This window comes from Aliirhizobium wenxiniae (genome assembly GCF_014201355.1).
Classification (GTDB): Bacteria; Pseudomonadota; Alphaproteobacteria; order Rhizobiales; family Rhizobiaceae; genus Neorhizobium; species Neorhizobium wenxiniae.
Genome location: NZ_JACHEG010000001.1, coordinates 1348635 through 1363359, shown reverse-complemented (window position 1 = coordinate 1363359; position 14725 = coordinate 1348635). Strand labels below are relative to the sequence as shown.

Annotated in this window: 17 protein-coding genes; 9 read left to right on the top strand and 8 right to left on the bottom strand. The window is 58.5% G+C overall.

The genetic code is table 11. The annotated features are described in order from the left end of the window. Positions 1-8: 8 nt before the first annotated feature. The 3 genes from HNQ72_RS06650 to HNQ72_RS06640 all read left to right on the top strand — a co-directional run bounded on the left by HNQ72_RS06650 (position 9) and on the right by HNQ72_RS06640 (position 4001). On the top strand, positions 9-788 hold the full coding sequence (locus tag HNQ72_RS06650; protein WP_183990686.1) for a MetQ/NlpA family ABC transporter substrate-binding protein: 780 nt from the start codon (positions 9-11) through the stop codon (positions 786-788). An 87-nt stretch (positions 789-875) separates the two neighbouring features. Continuing rightward, on the top strand, positions 876-1652 hold the full coding sequence (locus tag HNQ72_RS06645) for a MetQ/NlpA family ABC transporter substrate-binding protein (RefSeq protein WP_148143321.1): 777 nt from the start codon (positions 876-878) through the stop codon (positions 1650-1652). 150 nt (positions 1653-1802) lie between these two features. After that, positions 1803-4001 (top strand): bifunctional diguanylate cyclase/phosphodiesterase, encoded by a 2199-nt coding sequence (locus HNQ72_RS06640; protein ID WP_183990684.1) that lies wholly within the window; start codon positions 1803-1805, stop codon positions 3999-4001. 6 nt (positions 4002-4007) lie between these two features. Here HNQ72_RS06640 and HNQ72_RS06635 read toward each other — a convergent pair whose 3' ends face one another. The 4 genes from HNQ72_RS06635 to HNQ72_RS06620 are packed head-to-tail and all read right to left on the bottom strand — an operon-like array spanning position 4008 to position 6772. Next, complete coding sequence (locus HNQ72_RS06635) at positions 4008-4328, bottom strand: low molecular weight protein tyrosine phosphatase family protein (RefSeq protein ID WP_183990682.1); 321 nt, start codon at positions 4326-4328, stop codon at positions 4008-4010. Between the two features lie 11 nt (positions 4329-4339). Then, entirely contained in the window at positions 4340-5296 is a 957-nt protein-coding gene (gene trhO / locus HNQ72_RS06630) for an oxygen-dependent tRNA uridine(34) hydroxylase TrhO (RefSeq protein WP_183990680.1), read from the bottom strand. Positions 5297-5313: 17 nt separating this feature from the next. Continuing rightward, positions 5314-6300: a CHAD domain-containing protein gene (locus tag HNQ72_RS06625; RefSeq protein WP_183990679.1), complete on the bottom strand. Its 987-nt coding sequence runs from the start codon at positions 6298-6300 to the stop codon at positions 5314-5316. Then, the gene (locus HNQ72_RS06620; RefSeq protein WP_183990678.1) at positions 6275-6772 is read right to left on the bottom strand and encodes a CYTH domain-containing protein; all 498 of its coding nucleotides are present in this window, start codon (positions 6770-6772) and stop codon (positions 6275-6277) included. The genes HNQ72_RS06625 and HNQ72_RS06620 overlap by 26 nt, the downstream gene beginning before the upstream one ends. Positions 6773-6928: 156 nt before the next feature. On the opposite strand from HNQ72_RS06620, the gene HNQ72_RS06615 reads away from it, so the two are divergent. The 3 genes from HNQ72_RS06615 (at position 6929) to HNQ72_RS06605 (ending at position 8776) form a co-directional block, all read left to right on the top strand. Continuing rightward, entirely contained in the window at positions 6929-7567 is a 639-nt protein-coding gene (locus tag HNQ72_RS06615; protein WP_148143337.1) for a 2-dehydro-3-deoxy-phosphogluconate aldolase, read from the top strand. Between the two features lie 120 nt (positions 7568-7687). Further along, entirely contained in the window at positions 7688-8425 is a 738-nt protein-coding gene (locus tag HNQ72_RS06610) for a tellurite resistance TerB family protein (RefSeq protein ID WP_183990670.1), read from the top strand. A gap of 90 nt (positions 8426-8515) precedes the next feature. Further along, positions 8516-8776, top strand: coding sequence for a hypothetical protein (locus HNQ72_RS06605; RefSeq protein ID WP_244654307.1), 261 nt, complete (start codon positions 8516-8518; stop codon positions 8774-8776). 48 nt (positions 8777-8824) lie between these two features. On the opposite strand, the gene HNQ72_RS06600 is transcribed toward HNQ72_RS06605, so the two are convergent. Continuing rightward, a complete protein-coding gene (locus HNQ72_RS06600; RefSeq protein ID WP_183990668.1) occupies positions 8825-9136 on the bottom strand; it encodes a hypothetical protein in 312 nt (103 codons plus the stop codon). Positions 9137-9332: 196 nt separating this feature from the next. On the opposite strand from HNQ72_RS06600, the gene HNQ72_RS06595 reads away from it, so the two are divergent. Both HNQ72_RS06595 and HNQ72_RS06590 read left to right on the top strand, forming a co-directional pair. Beyond that, positions 9333-10013, top strand: a complete 681-nt coding sequence (locus HNQ72_RS06595) for a GNAT family N-acetyltransferase (protein WP_183990666.1) — start codon at positions 9333-9335, stop codon at positions 10011-10013. Between the two features lie 10 nt (positions 10014-10023). Next, a complete protein-coding gene (locus HNQ72_RS06590) occupies positions 10024-10224 on the top strand; it encodes a hypothetical protein (RefSeq protein ID WP_183990664.1) in 201 nt (66 codons plus the stop codon). Positions 10225-10227: 3 nt separating this feature from the next. Here HNQ72_RS06590 and HNQ72_RS06585 read toward each other — a convergent pair whose 3' ends face one another. From HNQ72_RS06585 to HNQ72_RS06575, 3 genes are all read right to left on the bottom strand, one after another. Then, positions 10228-11295, bottom strand: coding sequence for a nickel/cobalt transporter (locus HNQ72_RS06585; RefSeq protein ID WP_183990662.1), 1068 nt, complete (start codon positions 11293-11295; stop codon positions 10228-10230). Then, positions 11289-11933: a DUF1007 family protein gene (locus tag HNQ72_RS06580; protein WP_183990660.1), complete on the bottom strand. Its 645-nt coding sequence runs from the start codon at positions 11931-11933 to the stop codon at positions 11289-11291. The genes HNQ72_RS06585 and HNQ72_RS06580 overlap by 7 nt, the downstream gene beginning before the upstream one ends. A 112-nt stretch (positions 11934-12045) precedes the next feature. Continuing rightward, positions 12046-12939: a LysR family transcriptional regulator gene (locus HNQ72_RS06575; RefSeq protein ID WP_183990657.1), complete on the bottom strand. Its 894-nt coding sequence runs from the start codon at positions 12937-12939 to the stop codon at positions 12046-12048. Between the two features lie 546 nt (positions 12940-13485). On the opposite strand from HNQ72_RS06575, the gene odc2 reads away from it, so the two are divergent. Next, positions 13486-14619, top strand: coding sequence for an ornithine/lysine decarboxylase (gene odc2 / locus HNQ72_RS06570; RefSeq protein ID WP_183990655.1), 1134 nt, complete (start codon positions 13486-13488; stop codon positions 14617-14619). The last annotated feature ends 106 nt before the right edge of the window (positions 14620-14725 follow it).

Sequence of the window (14725 nt, the reverse complement as noted above, 5' to 3'; positions counted from 1 at the left end):
ACAAGATAATGAAGAAACTGATTGTTGCGGCCACTCTTGCCGCTCTCTTCTCCACCGGTGCGGCGCTTGCTGAAACCAAGAAGGTCGGCGTGACGCCCGGTCCGCATGCGCAGATCGTTGAGAAGGTAAAGGAAGTCGCCGCCAAGAAGGGACTTGAACTCGATGTCGTTGAGTTCTCCGATTATGTCGTGCCGAACCAGGCGCTGTCGGATGGCGATATCGACATCAACTCGTTCCAGCACCAGCCTTATCTGGACAACCAGGTGAAGGAGCGGAAGCTCGATCTCGTCAGCGTGGCGAAGTCGGTCAACTTCCCGATGGCCGGTTATTCAAAGAAGATCAAGGCTCTGTCCGAGCTGAAGGACGGTGCGTCGGTCGCCATCCCGAATGACCCGAGCAACGGTGCGCGTGCGCTGCTGCTGCTGGCAGACCAGAAGCTGATCACACTCAAGGACGGTATCGGCGTGAAGGCCTCGGTTGCCGACATTACCGAGAACCCGAAGAAGCTGAACATTCTCGAACTCGACGCTGCCCAGCTGCCGCGTTCGCTCGATGACGTCGATCTCGCCGCCATCACCACCAATTACGCGCTTGCCGCCGGCCTCAACCCGAAGACGGACGGCATTTTCCAGGAAAGCACCAAGGCGCCATACGTCGGCGTCATCGCAGTTCGCGCCAAAGACAAGGATGCCGACTGGGTGAAGACCTTCGTCGAAAGCTATCATAGCCCGGAAGTGTCGGCCTTCATCGAAGAGAAGTTCAAGGGCGCGATCACGCCGACCTGGTAAGCGCTTAACCATTGCGCCGTCGGTCCGGCTCCCAACAAAACGGGCCGGCGGCGCCATAAACCCAATAAAATCGTGAGGAAACATCCAATGAAGAAGCTCGTACTCGCCGCCGCATTTGCGCTTGCTGCCGCAAGCTCCGCACTTGCCGAAGACATCAAGGTCGGCGTCACGCCGGGTGAACACGCCAATATCATGGAAAAGGTTGCCGCCGTCGCCAAGACCAAGGGCCTCAACATCGATATCATCGAGTTCTCGGATTATGTCGTGCCGAACCAGGCTCTGAACGACGGCGACATCCAGGCCAACTCGTTCCAGCACCAGCCTTACCTCGACAACCAGATCGCCGACCGCAAGTTCGATCTCGTTGCCATCGGCAAGACGATCACCACCCCGATGGGCGTCTATTCCAAGAAGGTGAAGAGCCTCGATGAACTGAAGGACGGCGACACCGTTGCCATCCCGAACGACCCGACCAATGGCGGCCGCGCTCTGCTGGTTCTGGCTTCGAAGGGGCTGATCAAGTTCAAGCCGGATGCCGGTATCAAGGTCACGCCTTCGGACATCATAGAGAACCCGAAAAAGATCGAATTCTCCGAACTCGACGCTGCCCAGCTGCCGCGTTCGCTCGATGACGTCGATGCCGCCGTCATCAACACGAACTACGCCATGGAAGCCGGCCTGAACCCTAAGAAGGACGCGATCGCCATCGAAGGCGAAAAGTCGCCCTACGCCAACATCATTGTTGTACGCTCCGCCGACAAGGACGCTCCCTGGGCCAAGACGCTGGTCGAAGCCTATCACGACGAAAGCATCCGCAAGTTCATCAATGATGAATACAAGGGTGCGCTGATCCCGTCCTGGTAATCTGCTGCCAAGCGAAAATATTGATCTGTTACAGCCCCTTACGCGAGAGATCGCGTAAGGGGCTTCTTTTTGATGTGGTATCTTTCACTTCAATCTTAACTGTATCTGAAGGAATATTCGCGATAAACTTCTGGTTTAGTGAGGGGTTCTATGGGGCTGTTATCATTCCGTTTCCGACGCCCCGTGAACGTTGGGCGCAAGTCCGCCGTGACTTCGATGCTCGGCGCCTTCGCCATTGTCGTTTTTCTCGTCACGGTCTTCATTCTCACGGCCGTCAACCGGATCGCAGACCACACCAACAATCTCGATGAACAACGGTCGCGTGCGACGACCAGTGGTGCAGTTCGGACCTTTCAGGATCAGCTTCATGCGACGCTGAACGACTATGCCGCCTGGGACGATGCGGCGAATTTCGTTTATGCGCCGGACGGGCAGGACTGGATCGTCAGCAATTTCGGCGACATGACCGTCAACAGCGATCTTTTCGACGTTGCGATGCTGCTGGACACCCATCGCAATGTGTTGATGTCCTATCAGGACGGTCATCCGGTCGACTGGGCACCCGGCGACTATTTCGATTCATCGCTCTGGACACTTTTCGACAAGGCGCAGTCGGCTGGTCCGGAGAGCGTACCGGAGGCGACAGGATTTATCGCTACCAGCAAGGGTGTTTCGGCGATCGGTGTCGCTCTCATCCGCGAGAAGTCGGGTGCTATCGACGTGTCTGCGGAAAACCGGCGCTATCTGGTTTTCGCACGCCATCTCGATAACGAGAAGGTTGCGGCACTCGGGGAGACCTATGTCATTGGCGGACTGCATTTCGTCGGTGCCGATGAGGCGCTGCCCAATGCAGTCGAGATCCGTAACGTGCATGGCCGGCTTCTGGCAAAGCTTGGCTGGACGCCGCGCAAGCCGGGGGACGTCAGCTACCTTCAGGTCCGCTCACTGGTTTACAGCGCGGTGGCCATGGTCGGGCTTTTCTTCCTGCTTCTGCTGGTTGCCGGAACGAATACTCTCAATCGACTGAAAGCCGATGAGGCCTCGGCGCGCCGTCTAGCGATGACCGACAGGCTGAGTGGTCTGCTCAACCGTACGGGTTTCTTCATGGCTCTCGATGATATGGTGGAGGAAGGCGCGCGCAACGGGCAGAGCGTGACGATGCTCTATCTCGATCTCGACGGGTTCAAGGAAGTCAACGATGCCTATGGGCATGGTACCGGCGACACGCTGATCCGCAGCGTCGCGGCAGGGCTGAGGATCCTCGTAGGCGAGGGGGCTGTGCTTGCGCGGGTCGGTGGAGACGAGTTTGCCATTGCAGTTCTTTCGGACGATCCGGGCCGCGAGACGGCGATGCTGTGCGAGCGCATTTTAGGCTTTTTCGCGGAGCCCTTCACCATCGGTGAGCGGGTGGCCGTGATCGGCACGAGCATCGGCATCGCGATATCCGCGCGCGGCAGTGTTAATGGTGGAGAACTGGTCCGGCGCGCCGACATGGCGATGTATCGGGCCAAGGATAGCGGGCGCAGCCGCTTTGAGTATTACACGCCGGACATGGATGCCGAGCGGGAGGAGCGCCACAGGCTCGAAATCGACCTCAGGATCGCCATCGAACGGCAGGAGCTGAACGTTGTCTATCAGCCGGTGGTCTCGGCGCAGGATGGCAGGATCGTAGGGGTGGAGGCGCTGGCCCGCTGGAACCGCAGGGGCTATGGCGCGGTTTCCCCGGATGTCTTCATTCCGATCGCCGAAACCTCCGGCCTGATCGATCAGCTCGGTCTCTTTGTGTTGCATCGTGCCTGCGAGACGGTGAAACGCTGGCCGGGCCTGAAGCTGTCGGTCAACATCTCTCCGGGGCAATTCCGCGACCCTGCGTTTCCGCAGAACGTTGCCTGCGTGCTTCGCCAGACAGAAGCCAGCCCCGCCGAAATCACGCTGGAGATGACCGAAGGTTATTTCATCCAGAATGCCGACCGAGCGAAAACCTCGATGGCCGAGCTGCGGCGGCTGGGGGTCCATATCGCACTCGACGATTTCGGCGCCGGTTTCTCAAGCGTCGGTTATCTCAGGCAGTTCGGTTTCGACCGCATGAAGATCGACAAATCTCTGATCCACGCGCTCGATCAGGAACGAAGCGCGGTCGACCTTCTGCATGCGACCGTGGCACTTGCGCGCTCGCTGGATATTCCAGTTACCGCCGAAGGTGTGGAGACGGATGCCCAGGTGCTGCAGTTGCGGCTCACAGGCTGTGATCAGTTGCAGGGCTACCTGTTCGGCCAACCGATGTCGGCTGACGATATTGATAGCGTTTTCCGGCGCGATGAGCGCAGGGCGATCTTTTCGCTGGCGTGACATTAGTCAGAGATAGCGCGGGACCTTAACTTTCAGAAGCTCCACCAAGCGTGGATCCATGAATTGATAGTCGTCGGGAATATCAAGGCAGATGAGGCGCGCGCTCTTCATCGCGGCGCGATATCTCGGTTGCAGTTTGGTTCTGTGGGTGCGTTCCATCACGAAGATGATGTCCGCCCATTCGACGAGTTCGTCGGAAAGCGGGTTTTCTGCGTCGTTATTCGTGCCCGCGGAAGAAGTCTCTATTCCCGGCCAGTCGGCAAATATCTGCTCGGCCGTCGGGCTGCGCAGTTTGTTCTGGCTGCAGACGAAGAGAACGTTCTTCACCCGCTATCTCCTCAGCTACCGATATGCCTTAAGCCGCGCTTCTTGGCGAGGGCGATCTGGTGCTGCCGCTGGCGGTAGCGCAGGCGGTCGGCCTCACTGCGTGTGTCGTAGCAGTTGGAACAGGAGACGCCTTCCTCGTATTTCGCAGAGGTGATCTCTTCGGCAGTGATCGGATTGCGGCAGGCGTGGCAGAGCTTGTGATTGCCTTCCTTCAGGCCATGCTCGACCGAGACGCGCTCGTCGAAGACGAAGCAGGCGCCTTCCCACATGCTTTCCTCTTCCGGCACTTCCTCGAGATATTTGAGGATGCCGCCCTTCAGGTGATAGACCTCTTCGAAGCCTTCTTCCTTCATGAAGGCGGTCGCCTTTTCGCAGCGGATGCCGCCGGTGCAATACATGGCGATCTTCGGCTTGTTGTGCAGGCCGGTATTGTTGCGCACCCAGTCCGGAAACTCGCGGAAGGTCTTCGTATTCGGATCGACGGCGCCCTTGAAGATGCCGATCGCGGTCTCGTAGTCGTTGCGCGTGTCGATCAGGATCGTTTCTGGATCGGATATCAGCGCGTTCCAGTCCTTCGGGTCGACGTAAGTACCGACGATCTTGTTGGGGTCGATATCCTCGACGCCCATGGTGACGATCTCTTTTTTCGGCCGGACCTTCATGCGCAGGAAAGGCATCTTCGATGCGCGGCTTTCCTTGTGCTCCAGATTGGCAAATTCCGGCTGGCCGCGCAGATGAGCGAGCAGGCGGGCGATCGCATCGTCGGTGCCGGCAACCGTGCCGTTGATGCCTTCGCGGGCAATCAGCAACGTACCCTTGATGCCGTTCTCGTCACAGAAAGCCTGCAAGGGCTCGCGGAACGCCTCGAAACGCTCGAAACGGGCGAAATGATAAAGCGCCGCAACGAGGAAGCCATTGGTTGCCCCGTCGGTCGCATGGGACCGAGATGTGATCTGATTGTCTGTCATGGGGCTCAAATACAGCGCTATCGCGCGCCGCGCAACGCGGATTCTTCCTCTGCTTTTCGAGGTTCTGCTCCGTTCCTGTTGGTCTTGCCGGAGCTGGTTCCTGCCGCTCTCTCCCAAAGGAGCGCGATCAGGGCGGCCTCTTCCTCCGGTGTCTCTGCCAGCAGTCCTTGAGCCTTTTCCATCGCATCGCGCCGCAGCGTCTGCTGACGATTGATGATTGCCGCGAGCAGGCGTGCAAGCCTGTCGCCACTGCCGAACAGGCTGGGCTCCTTGTCCGCCAATTCGGTGAGGACCGAGAGATCGTGCTCGTGGCCCAGAAGATCCACCAGCGTCTTGCATTCGTTCTGTTTCGCCTGCATCGCAGAGGGCCAGATTTCACGCAGAAGCGAGATGTGCATCCAATAGGCCTGCCCGCTCTTTCGCAGTTCGTGATAGGTTTCGGCGCCGCCCTGCTTCTCACATTCGCTCACCGCGGCATGGGCTTTTTCAAGCTGCTTTCTCCAGGCCTTTCCAAGATGCTTTGCCGTCTTGCGCGGGGTGTCCGAAAGGTTCAGGGCATCGAGCGCGTCGATCGCTTCGCGGCAACCCTCGATCGCCGAGGCGATCTTGGCGGGAAGGTCATGTTCTTCCGCAGCGATGCGATCTCTACGGGCGGTAAGCGTCGTTCGTGCCGTTTCGAGCGCGTTTTTTTCTTCGGGAGAGGCCGCGAAGTCTGCCAGATAGGTTACGGTTTCGACGAGTGCGGTCGCATCGCGTACGGACGAGAGTTGCCTGGCGATATCGCGGATCCTTGCATTCTCCTGCCTGCGGAAATCCGGAGCATCCGGCTGGATGAGCCGGTAGAGGGAACGAACACGCTTGAAGCGCTTGCGGGCGTCGTGAATGGCTTCGTGCGGGCCGTCGGGCTGATCTTCTAGATGGCCTATCGCTTTCGAAAGCTGCTGCCGGGCAACGGAACAGAATTCGGTGGTGAAGGGTTCAGACGGCCTTAAACGGTAAGCCATGCACGAGTTCCTCGCTCAGGTCTTCAACTGCCATGTTGACGTTCGAATAACGCCGGTCACCGGTGATTTCCTTGCCTATCCAGTCGGGCAGGTGCGGCCGGTCCTTCTCGTTGGCGATCTCGACCTCTGCCACGACCAGACCGGCATAGGCACCGGCATAGACGTCCACTTCCCAAGTATAACCTTCATAGGGGACAAAGTAGCGGGTCTTTTCCAGAACGACGCCGAGGGCTTGCTCTGCCATTTCCTTGGCATCGGCAAGCGGAACGTCATATTCGAACTCGTCGCGGGCGAAGAGGTCGCGGCCGATCTTGATCGTCAGCTTCGCCCTTTCGCCATCCATGATGCGAACACGAACCGAACGATCCTTGCCGGAAGCGATATAGGCCTGCAGGAAGCTGGAGGACGAGGAGGCGCCGGAGCGCCAGCCGTCGGTTCTGACCAGATACTTCCGCTCGATTTCCTTCGCCATGTCATTTACACCTGTCTTGGAACATCGGCAGCAACCTAGTGCAAACATGACGATTGGAAAATGCGTTCTGTCGCACCGCCCGGTTTTTTCTCGACAATGACCGTGCCGACGTTTATTTCCGGGGCCATATTTTCAATCGTTTCAGGGAGAACGTGCATGGCTAGCAAAACCGAGAAAGTCCTTTCCATCCTCAAATTGCAGCCGGTCGTTCCGGTGCTGATCGTAGACGACGCGAAATCGGCTGTTGATCTGGCCAAGGCGCTGGTTGCCGGTGGCCTGCGCGCCATCGAAATCACCTTGCGCACGCCGGCGGCACTCGATGCCATCAAGGCAGTTGCTGCCGAAGTCGAAGGCGCCAATGTCGGTGCCGGCACCATTCTGAACTCCAAGGATTACGAAGCTGCCGTCAAGGCCGGCTCTACCTTCATCGTTTCGCCGGGCGTTGCACCGAGCGTTCTGGCTGCCGCCAAGGATTCCGCTGTTCCACTTCTGCCGGGCACGGCAACGCCGAGCGAAGTCATGACGCTGCGCGAAGCCGGTTATGACGTGATGAAGTTCTTCCCGGCCGAGCAGGCTGGTGGGGCTGCCATGCTTAAGGCATGGTCCTCGCCGCTCGCAGGTACGTTCTTCTGCCCGACCGGTGGTATCTCGCTGAAGAATGCCAAGGATTACCTGTCGCTGCCGAACGTCGTCTGCGTCGGCGGCTCGTGGGTTGCTCCGAAGGAGCTGGTTGCTGCAGGCGACTGGGCCGGCATCACCAAGCTTGCTTCGGAAGCCTTCGCACTGAAGGGTTGAGATCACCGGGGATATTCCCCGAAGCGTTCTGACAATTTCGTTATCGGTCACGCGGGAAAATTGTTTTCCCGCGTTTTCGTTCCTATCTCCCAATCGAAATTCAACCGACAGGAGATATCGATGTTCGATGCGAAAAAGCTTCTCGACCAGTTCCTCGGGTCACAGGTTCCCGGGCGCTCGGGAAGCGACAAATCCGGATCCGCCTCGGGATGGGCCGGGCAGGTCACGGACATCGCCAGGAACAATCCTCTGAAGACTGCGGGTATCGCAGCCGCCATTCTCGGCACAAAGACAGGCCGCAAGCTTGCCGGCAATGCCGTGACGATCGGCGGTATCGCTGCTGTCGCCGGCCTCGGTTATCTCGCCTACAAGAATTACAAGTCGGGACAGTCGCCGCAGACAGCGCCGCAACCGCAGCCGACTTCGGCCGAGCCGATTGCGCTGCCGCCACCGGATTCCGCCTTCAGCCTTCAGTCGCCGCAGCTTTCCAATGATTTTGCGCTGACGCTCGTCAGGGCGATGATCGCTGCTGCCAAGGCTGACGGCCATATCGATCAGGCCGAGCGCGCCAACATCATGGAAAAAATCCATGCCGTCGATCTCGGGGCCGAAGCCGAGGCGTTCATTGCCGAGGAACTCGCCAATCCGGTCGACATCGACGATCTGGTGGCTGCTGCGCGCACCGAGGAGCAGAAGGTCGAACTCTATACTGCAACAAGGCTGACGATCGATCCAGATACGCGGGCGGAGCGCGGTTATCTCGATATGCTTGCTGGCCGTCTCAATCTGCCCGACGCCTTGATCGACCATATCGACGCCACGGTTTCGTCGGCCAAGGTTGCGTCTCCGGCAGTGTAGAGAAGATACGGAAGACGCGTATCGGTTGTGTTTTGTCGGAACAATCCTGGCTCCAGTGCTTTTGTCGGCATTGAAAGGAGCAAGGCAATGATGGAAACCGAGAAAATTCCGACCGATATCTGGCTGAAAGTGATGTGCGCGCTGATGATCAATGCCGTGCTATTCGGTGTCGGCATCATCACCGTTCTTTCGGTGCCGACCTTTGTCGATCAGGCGAAATATCTTATCCCCGTAGTGATCGTTGCGAGCTTCGCAATCACCCCATTCCTTTGCGGATTTATTGCTCGTCGCATGCGGATCAGAAACTGGACAGCAGACCAGTGGCGCGAAGGAGATCTGATCTCTGGATAACCTAGATTGACAGGAACGGGGGCCGGTTCAGACCGGCTCCCTTATCGGTCAGCCGTCTGCGCCACCGATGCGGCGGCGGAAAAGGCCTTCAAGCCTTTTCCAGATGCTTTCGGGTTCGGGTGAGCCGATCATAAGGCGGCCTTCGCGCGTTATTGAGATTACCGCTCCCGTCGACCATTCTCCGCCGTGATCGATGGTTATGAGCTTGTTGCGCGCCGCATCCTGAAAGAACGTCTCCGCCTCCAGAAATTCATATTCATCCTCGGAAAGACAGAGGCGTCCAGAGCTTTCGGCGACATGGCCCAGCAATGTCAGCAGGCGAGGGTCTATCGGAGATTTTTGCGGCAGGTTTACGGGCATCTTTTGCACCCCAAAATCTCAGCCGAATTTAAATCCATCTCAGGCCAACAACAATATATCCGCCGAGCCAAATATTGATTGATGATAAATTGGGGACGAGGCGTTCGCCATCAGGCTCCACGCCCAATGGCAGGTGCGGCATTGCCTTTGGAATGTCCCTGACTTAATCGTCGGATACCGAAACAAGGCCATTCCGATGCAAGATCTGAAAACCTATAAAGTTGCAGCTCCCAAGCCTGTTACATTGAAGGGACGGTTCGTTACTCTCGAGCCCTATGATCGCGACAAGCATCTGCAGGCGCTGTGGGATGCTCTGGGCGGAGAGGGGATCAACGATCTGATCCGCTATTTTCCCAATGAGGACTATGCCACCGCGGATGAGTTCGGTGCATGGGTAGAGGGTGCGCAAGCCAATCTCAGCTTCATCACGCTAGTGGCGCGGGAAAATGCGACCGGCAAGGTCGTCGGGATGGCGAGCTATATGCGGCCCGATCCCAAGAATGGTGTCGTTGAAGTCGGCTCAGTTGCACATGGCGAGGCGATGAAGCGTTCGCCGATGGCGACCGAACTGCATTACCTTATGGCGAAGCATGTCTTCGAGGATCTCGGCTATCGCCGGTACGAGTGGAAGTGCCATAACGAAAACGAGCCGAGCAAAAGAACGGCTATCCGTTATGGCTTCACCTTCGAAGGTGTGTTCCGCCAGCATGTGATTTCCCGCGGCGCAAACCGCGATACGGCATGGTTCTCGATGATCGACAGCGAGTGGCCTGTAATCAACGCGGCATTCGAAGCCTGGCTTGCGCCGGAGAATTTTGATGCCGACGGTGGCCAGAAGCGCCGGCTGGAGGATATCCGCGCCGAAATCGGCAGCTGAGGATATGAGCATGAAGCCGGAGACGAAATCGCAGATGATTGCCGCGGCGCTGATCATGATCGGCGCCGTCGCGGTCATCTATTTCCTGCCGTCTCTGGTGCTCTGGATCGGCCAGTATTCGCCAGCACTTGCCTTCGTCGTCGGCGCGATCCTGCTGCTCGGTTTTTTCTGGATCTTCTGGCTGAGGGCGCGGTATCAGCGCCGACGCTAAAGCCTACGCCTGTAGCGACGCGCCTAGCAGCGAGAGCCCCACCAGCAGAACGAAAAGCGCGCCGCCGATCTCGATCGCATGGCCGACGCGGCGGCCTGTTTTCGAACCAGGTCCGGCAACCTTGAGGGCTATATCCTTGGCGCCGACCGCGAGTGAGGCGAGGATCGTGACGGTGATCGCGGTGCCGAGCGACATTGCCAGCACCGACAGGATGCCGCCGAGATAAAGGCCGTTAAGCAGCGAAAAGCTCATGACCAGAATGGCGCCGGAGCAGGGGCGCAGGCCGACTGCGATGATCGCCGACCAGGCTTCCTTGAGGCTGAATTCCTTGCCGTCCAGCATCTTCGGATCGGGCATGTGGCTGACACCGCAGGCCTCGCAATAATCGCCGTCGCCTTCATAGTCATGGTCGTCGATTTCTACGGCCTTGAAATTCAGGCCGGTGGAGCTGCGGCTTGCGGCGGGTCCATCGAACAGTGTGCCGGTTGCCGGGGCGGCGTCCGGGACACGCACAACCCGTAATTTCAGCGCGCGAAGCTTTTTCACCAGCAGCCAGGCGCCGAAGAGGGCGACCATGGCAAAACTTGCGACTTCCATCGCCCATGTCGCCTTGGTCATGGTGATGCCCGAACCGCGCAGGACAACAAAGGCGGCACCGACGACAAGGATCGCGACCAGACCCTGGAGAAGCGCCGAGACAAACGAGATGGCGACGCCGCGGCGCAGCTCCACCTCGTTGGCGATCATGTAGGAGGAGATGACCGCCTTGCCGTGGCCGGGGCCAGCGGCGTGGAAGACACCATAGGCGAAAGAAAGGCCGATCAGGCCTGCCAGGGCGGAGGGATCTTCGCGCATCGCTTTCAGCGCGCCGGTCAAGGCGCGGTAAAAGGATTGCTGGTAGTAATTGATCCAGCTGAGATAGGGGGCGAACGGTCCGCCGACAGAAAAAGAGGGTTCTGCCGAACCGACCCCGAGGGGCGACTGCGCATGAACGGCACTCGCGAGATACAGGCTGGCAAAGACAGCAGCGGCAAAGGCTGTCGCTACACCGAGCCTTGGAGATTTCAGCATGTCAGCTCCAGACGGGTCGCAAACATTTTCGACATGTCGGTTCCGGTCGGATCGTTGAAAAACGCATCGGTCAGCGAGGTGCTGTTCTGGGAGAGAACCTCGTCGGGATCCGGACGGACGACCTTGTGCTGGCATTTGGCGAAGGCGGGGCCTTCGGCCACCAGATCCTTGTCGGTCGGGAAGTCGATCGCGGTATACATGGTGGGGTCGTAGATGCCGAAGGTCAGCCTGCCCTTGAGCGGCATCGGCTTGTCCGGTTTGACCGAGAAAAAGACGAGGATCTGACCATCCTTGAAGGTGACGTGGATCACGTCCGGTTTTTGCACGCCGACAGTTGCGCCGTTCATCGTCAGAGCGGTGAAGTAGTGGTAGTCGCCAAGCGAGGTGCGCATCGTCTCGCCGAGTTCCGCCAATTCCCCTTCGTCGAGCTTCAGGTCGGTGTTCTTGTCGAAATCCAGCAATACGCTGGACGAGAAGACCTCGTCGAAACGCCAGACATTGCGCAGCTCTTGCACCATGCCATCCGGCCCGCCGATTACTTCCAGCCGCGATTCGACAAAGATGTGGGGATGGGCCGAGGCGGCATAAGGCAGCGTACAGGCTGCAAGGGCAGTGATGATCGCGAGTCTTTTTCTCATTCGGTCCGGCGCCTGTGTTTGTCCCCGTGTGATCCGGTCCAGCCTGCTGTGCCGTTGAAATGGGACGGAATTTCGACTCACATGTTACACAATTACTGTGTCATCTATTGCGTCATCTCGCCTGGCGGAACCAGTTGGCGAGAAAATCGACGAAGCTTCTGACCTTGGCCGGCAGATAGCGGCGATGAGGATAAACGGCATAGATGCCGCGATCCTTGATGATGTAGTCATCGAAAAGTGTGACGAGTTCGCCGGACTGGATATGGGCGTTGGCGATGAAATCCGGGATGATCGCAACGCCCAAGCCCGCGCGGGCGGCGCGTAGGGTTGCCTGCGGGCTGTTGACCTCAATCGGGCCAGAGACGCCGACGGATAGTGTCGAGCCGTCCTTTTCGACGAAGCGGATATTGTTATGCCCGCGCGTATTGGTGTCGATGATGAAGGGGACATTGCTCAACTGCTGCGGATGTTCCAGCGGGCCGTATTGCGCGACTATATCTGCGGTCGCGACAGCGTGGACGCGGAAATCATTGAGCTTTTTTGCGATCATGCCGGAATCTTCCAGACGGGTGATGCGGATCGCCAGATCGAAATTTTCCTCGATCAGATCGACGAACCGGTCATCGGCTACGATTTCCAGCTGAACATCGGGATGAGCCTTGGCGAAATCGATCAGCGACTGGCCGACATCGGCGTCGATGAAAGTGCGTGGCACGGAAACGCGCAAGCGGCCCTTGAGGTCCGCATTGCCTTCGCGCACTAGGTCAGCGAGGTTGTCGATCTCCTTCAATATGTCCGAAGCGCTGCGATAATAGGTGTGGCCCGCTTCGGTGAGAGAGAACTGCCGCGTCGTGCGGTTCAAAAGCAGCGCGCCCAGATCATCCTCAAGCTCGCGGACGTATTTGGAGAGCAGTGCCTTGGAGCGGCCGGTACGCCGCGCGGCGGCCGAGAAACCCTCAGCTTCGACCACATCGATGAAGGCGCGCATGCGGGTGAGGGTATCCAAGTGGTGTCTCCTAAATACTGAACGAATATCGGCGCGTTGTTCGATGTTTATGGACCAATGTAAAAATATGGTCGAGCGTAAAAAATCTCTTGATTATGACGGCGAATATTCTTATCTCCCGCTTTGCCCAAAGTCGCACGTGCCCATGGGTGTCCGCCGACCCTCGAATTGAGATTTATCTCTAAGGTGAGGTCATCGGTAAGGTACCTGGAACTAACCCCTCCAGTCGCTATTCCGGCCAACCGGAAAATGCGAGGACATCTGAAGCAACGACGGTGCGGGCCTTTCTAGTCTCTGCAGGCTTTCCATCAGCTTGCAATTCTGAAGAGGCACACCATCATTGCCGGAAGTGCGGTAGGGACAACCCTCCAATCCAAGGCAGACAAAGCCGGATCAAAGCTCGTGGCAGGGCGTTGGTCTACATATCGCGCGGTAAAGCGTGCTCACGGTACCAGTGTCTCCAACTACTGGCGCCGAGCGCATTCTTATCCGTCCTTTGTCCTCCGGTTCGCAGCCGGAGCTTTGAGATTTCGAAGGGACTGACCCATGACCACTGCTCGCATCCTCGACTTCATCAAGACCCGACGTCCGGAAGGCCCGTGCCTCGTTGTCGACCTCGATGTCGTACGTGACAATTTCCATGCGTTCCGTCATGCCCTGCCGGACAGCGCGATCTACTACGCCGTCAAGGCAAACCCGGAACCGGCAATCCTCAAACTGCTCGCCTCTCTCGGCTCGAGCTTCGATTGCGCTTCCGTCGCCGAAATCCAGATGGCTCTCGATGCTGGTGCAACCGCCGACCGCATCTCCTTCGGCAACACGATCAAGAAGGAACGCGATATCGCCCGTGCACACGCACTCGGCGTCGGTCTCTTCGCTGTCGACAGCCATGAGGAAGTCGAAAAGATCTCCCGTGCCGCTCCGGGCGCGAAGGTATTCTGCCGCGTTCTGACCGACGGTGAAGGCGCCGAATGGCCGCTGTCGCGCAAGTTCGGCTGCGTACCGCAGATGGCCGTTGACGTTCTCGTCTACGCTCACCAGCTGGGCCTCGAATCCTACGGTGTGTCGTTCCATGTCGGTTCGCAGATGACCAAGGTCGATGCCTGGGATTCGGCTCTGGCCGATGCCAAGCGCGTCTTCTCACAGCTGGCCAAGCAGGGCATCGTCCTGCAGATGGTCAACATGGGCGGCGGCTTCCCGACCAAGTACCTGCGCGACATCCCGAAGGCCGAGGAATACGGCCAGGCGATCTCCGCTTCGCTGCGCAAGCATTTCGGCAACAACCTGCCGAAGACGATCATCGAGCCGGGTCGCGGCATGGTCGGCAATGCAGGCGTCATCAAGGCGGAAGTCGTTCTCGTCTCGCGCAAGTCGGACAACGACAACCACCGCTGGGTCTTCCTCGACATCGGCAAGTTCGGCGGTCTGGCCGAAACCATGGATGAGGCCATCCGTTACCCGATCCGCACCGAGCGTGACGGTGACGAGATGGAGCCCTGCGTTCTGGCCGGCCCGACCTGCGATTCGGCCGACGTGATGTACGAAAAGAACATGTATCCGCTGCCGATCTCCCTTTCGATCGGTGACGATGTTCTGATCGAAGGCACTGGCGCCTACACGACAACCTACTCGGCCGTCGCCTTCAACGGCTTCGAGCCGCTCAAGGCATACGTCATCTAATTGGCGTCGTCTTAGGCAGTTTCTGCCGATAGTTTCGCGGTTCCCGAACCTCCAGCCGGGGGCCGCAAATCCACAATGAACCCTCGATACCGTCTGAAACGGTTTT

What these genes read in the sequence shown, in the direction of transcription:
- HNQ72_RS06650 (WP_183990686.1), top strand. Translation starts at nt 9, where the DNA reads ATGAAGAAACTGATTGTTGCGGCCACTCTTGCCGCTCTCTTCTCCACC.
- HNQ72_RS06645 (WP_148143321.1), top strand. Translation starts at nt 876, where the DNA reads ATGAAGAAGCTCGTACTCGCCGCCGCATTTGCGCTTGCTGCCGCAAGC.
- HNQ72_RS06640 (WP_183990684.1), top strand. Translation starts at nt 1,803, where the DNA reads ATGGGGCTGTTATCATTCCGTTTCCGACGCCCCGTGAACGTTGGGCGC.
- trhO (WP_183990680.1), bottom strand. Translation starts at nt 5,296, where the DNA reads ATGACAGACAATCAGATCACATCTCGGTCCCATGCGACCGACGGGGCA.
- HNQ72_RS06625 (WP_183990679.1), bottom strand. Translation starts at nt 6,300, where the DNA reads ATGGCTTACCGTTTAAGGCCGTCTGAACCCTTCACCACCGAATTCTGT.
- HNQ72_RS06620 (WP_183990678.1), bottom strand. Translation starts at nt 6,772, where the DNA reads ATGGCGAAGGAAATCGAGCGGAAGTATCTGGTCAGAACCGACGGCTGG.
- HNQ72_RS06615 (WP_148143337.1), top strand. Translation starts at nt 6,929, where the DNA reads ATGGCTAGCAAAACCGAGAAAGTCCTTTCCATCCTCAAATTGCAGCCG.
- HNQ72_RS06610 (WP_183990670.1), top strand. Translation starts at nt 7,688, where the DNA reads ATGTTCGATGCGAAAAAGCTTCTCGACCAGTTCCTCGGGTCACAGGTT.
- HNQ72_RS06605 (WP_244654307.1), top strand. Translation starts at nt 8,516, where the DNA reads ATGGAAACCGAGAAAATTCCGACCGATATCTGGCTGAAAGTGATGTGC.
- HNQ72_RS06600 (WP_183990668.1), bottom strand. Translation starts at nt 9,136, where the DNA reads ATGCCCGTAAACCTGCCGCAAAAATCTCCGATAGACCCTCGCCTGCTG.
- HNQ72_RS06595 (WP_183990666.1), top strand. Translation starts at nt 9,333, where the DNA reads ATGCAAGATCTGAAAACCTATAAAGTTGCAGCTCCCAAGCCTGTTACA.
- HNQ72_RS06590 (WP_183990664.1), top strand. Translation starts at nt 10,024, where the DNA reads ATGAAGCCGGAGACGAAATCGCAGATGATTGCCGCGGCGCTGATCATG.
- HNQ72_RS06585 (WP_183990662.1), bottom strand. Translation starts at nt 11,295, where the DNA reads ATGCTGAAATCTCCAAGGCTCGGTGTAGCGACAGCCTTTGCCGCTGCT.
- HNQ72_RS06580 (WP_183990660.1), bottom strand. Translation starts at nt 11,933, where the DNA reads ATGAGAAAAAGACTCGCGATCATCACTGCCCTTGCAGCCTGTACGCTG.
- odc2 (WP_183990655.1), top strand. Translation starts at nt 13,486, where the DNA reads ATGACCACTGCTCGCATCCTCGACTTCATCAAGACCCGACGTCCGGAA.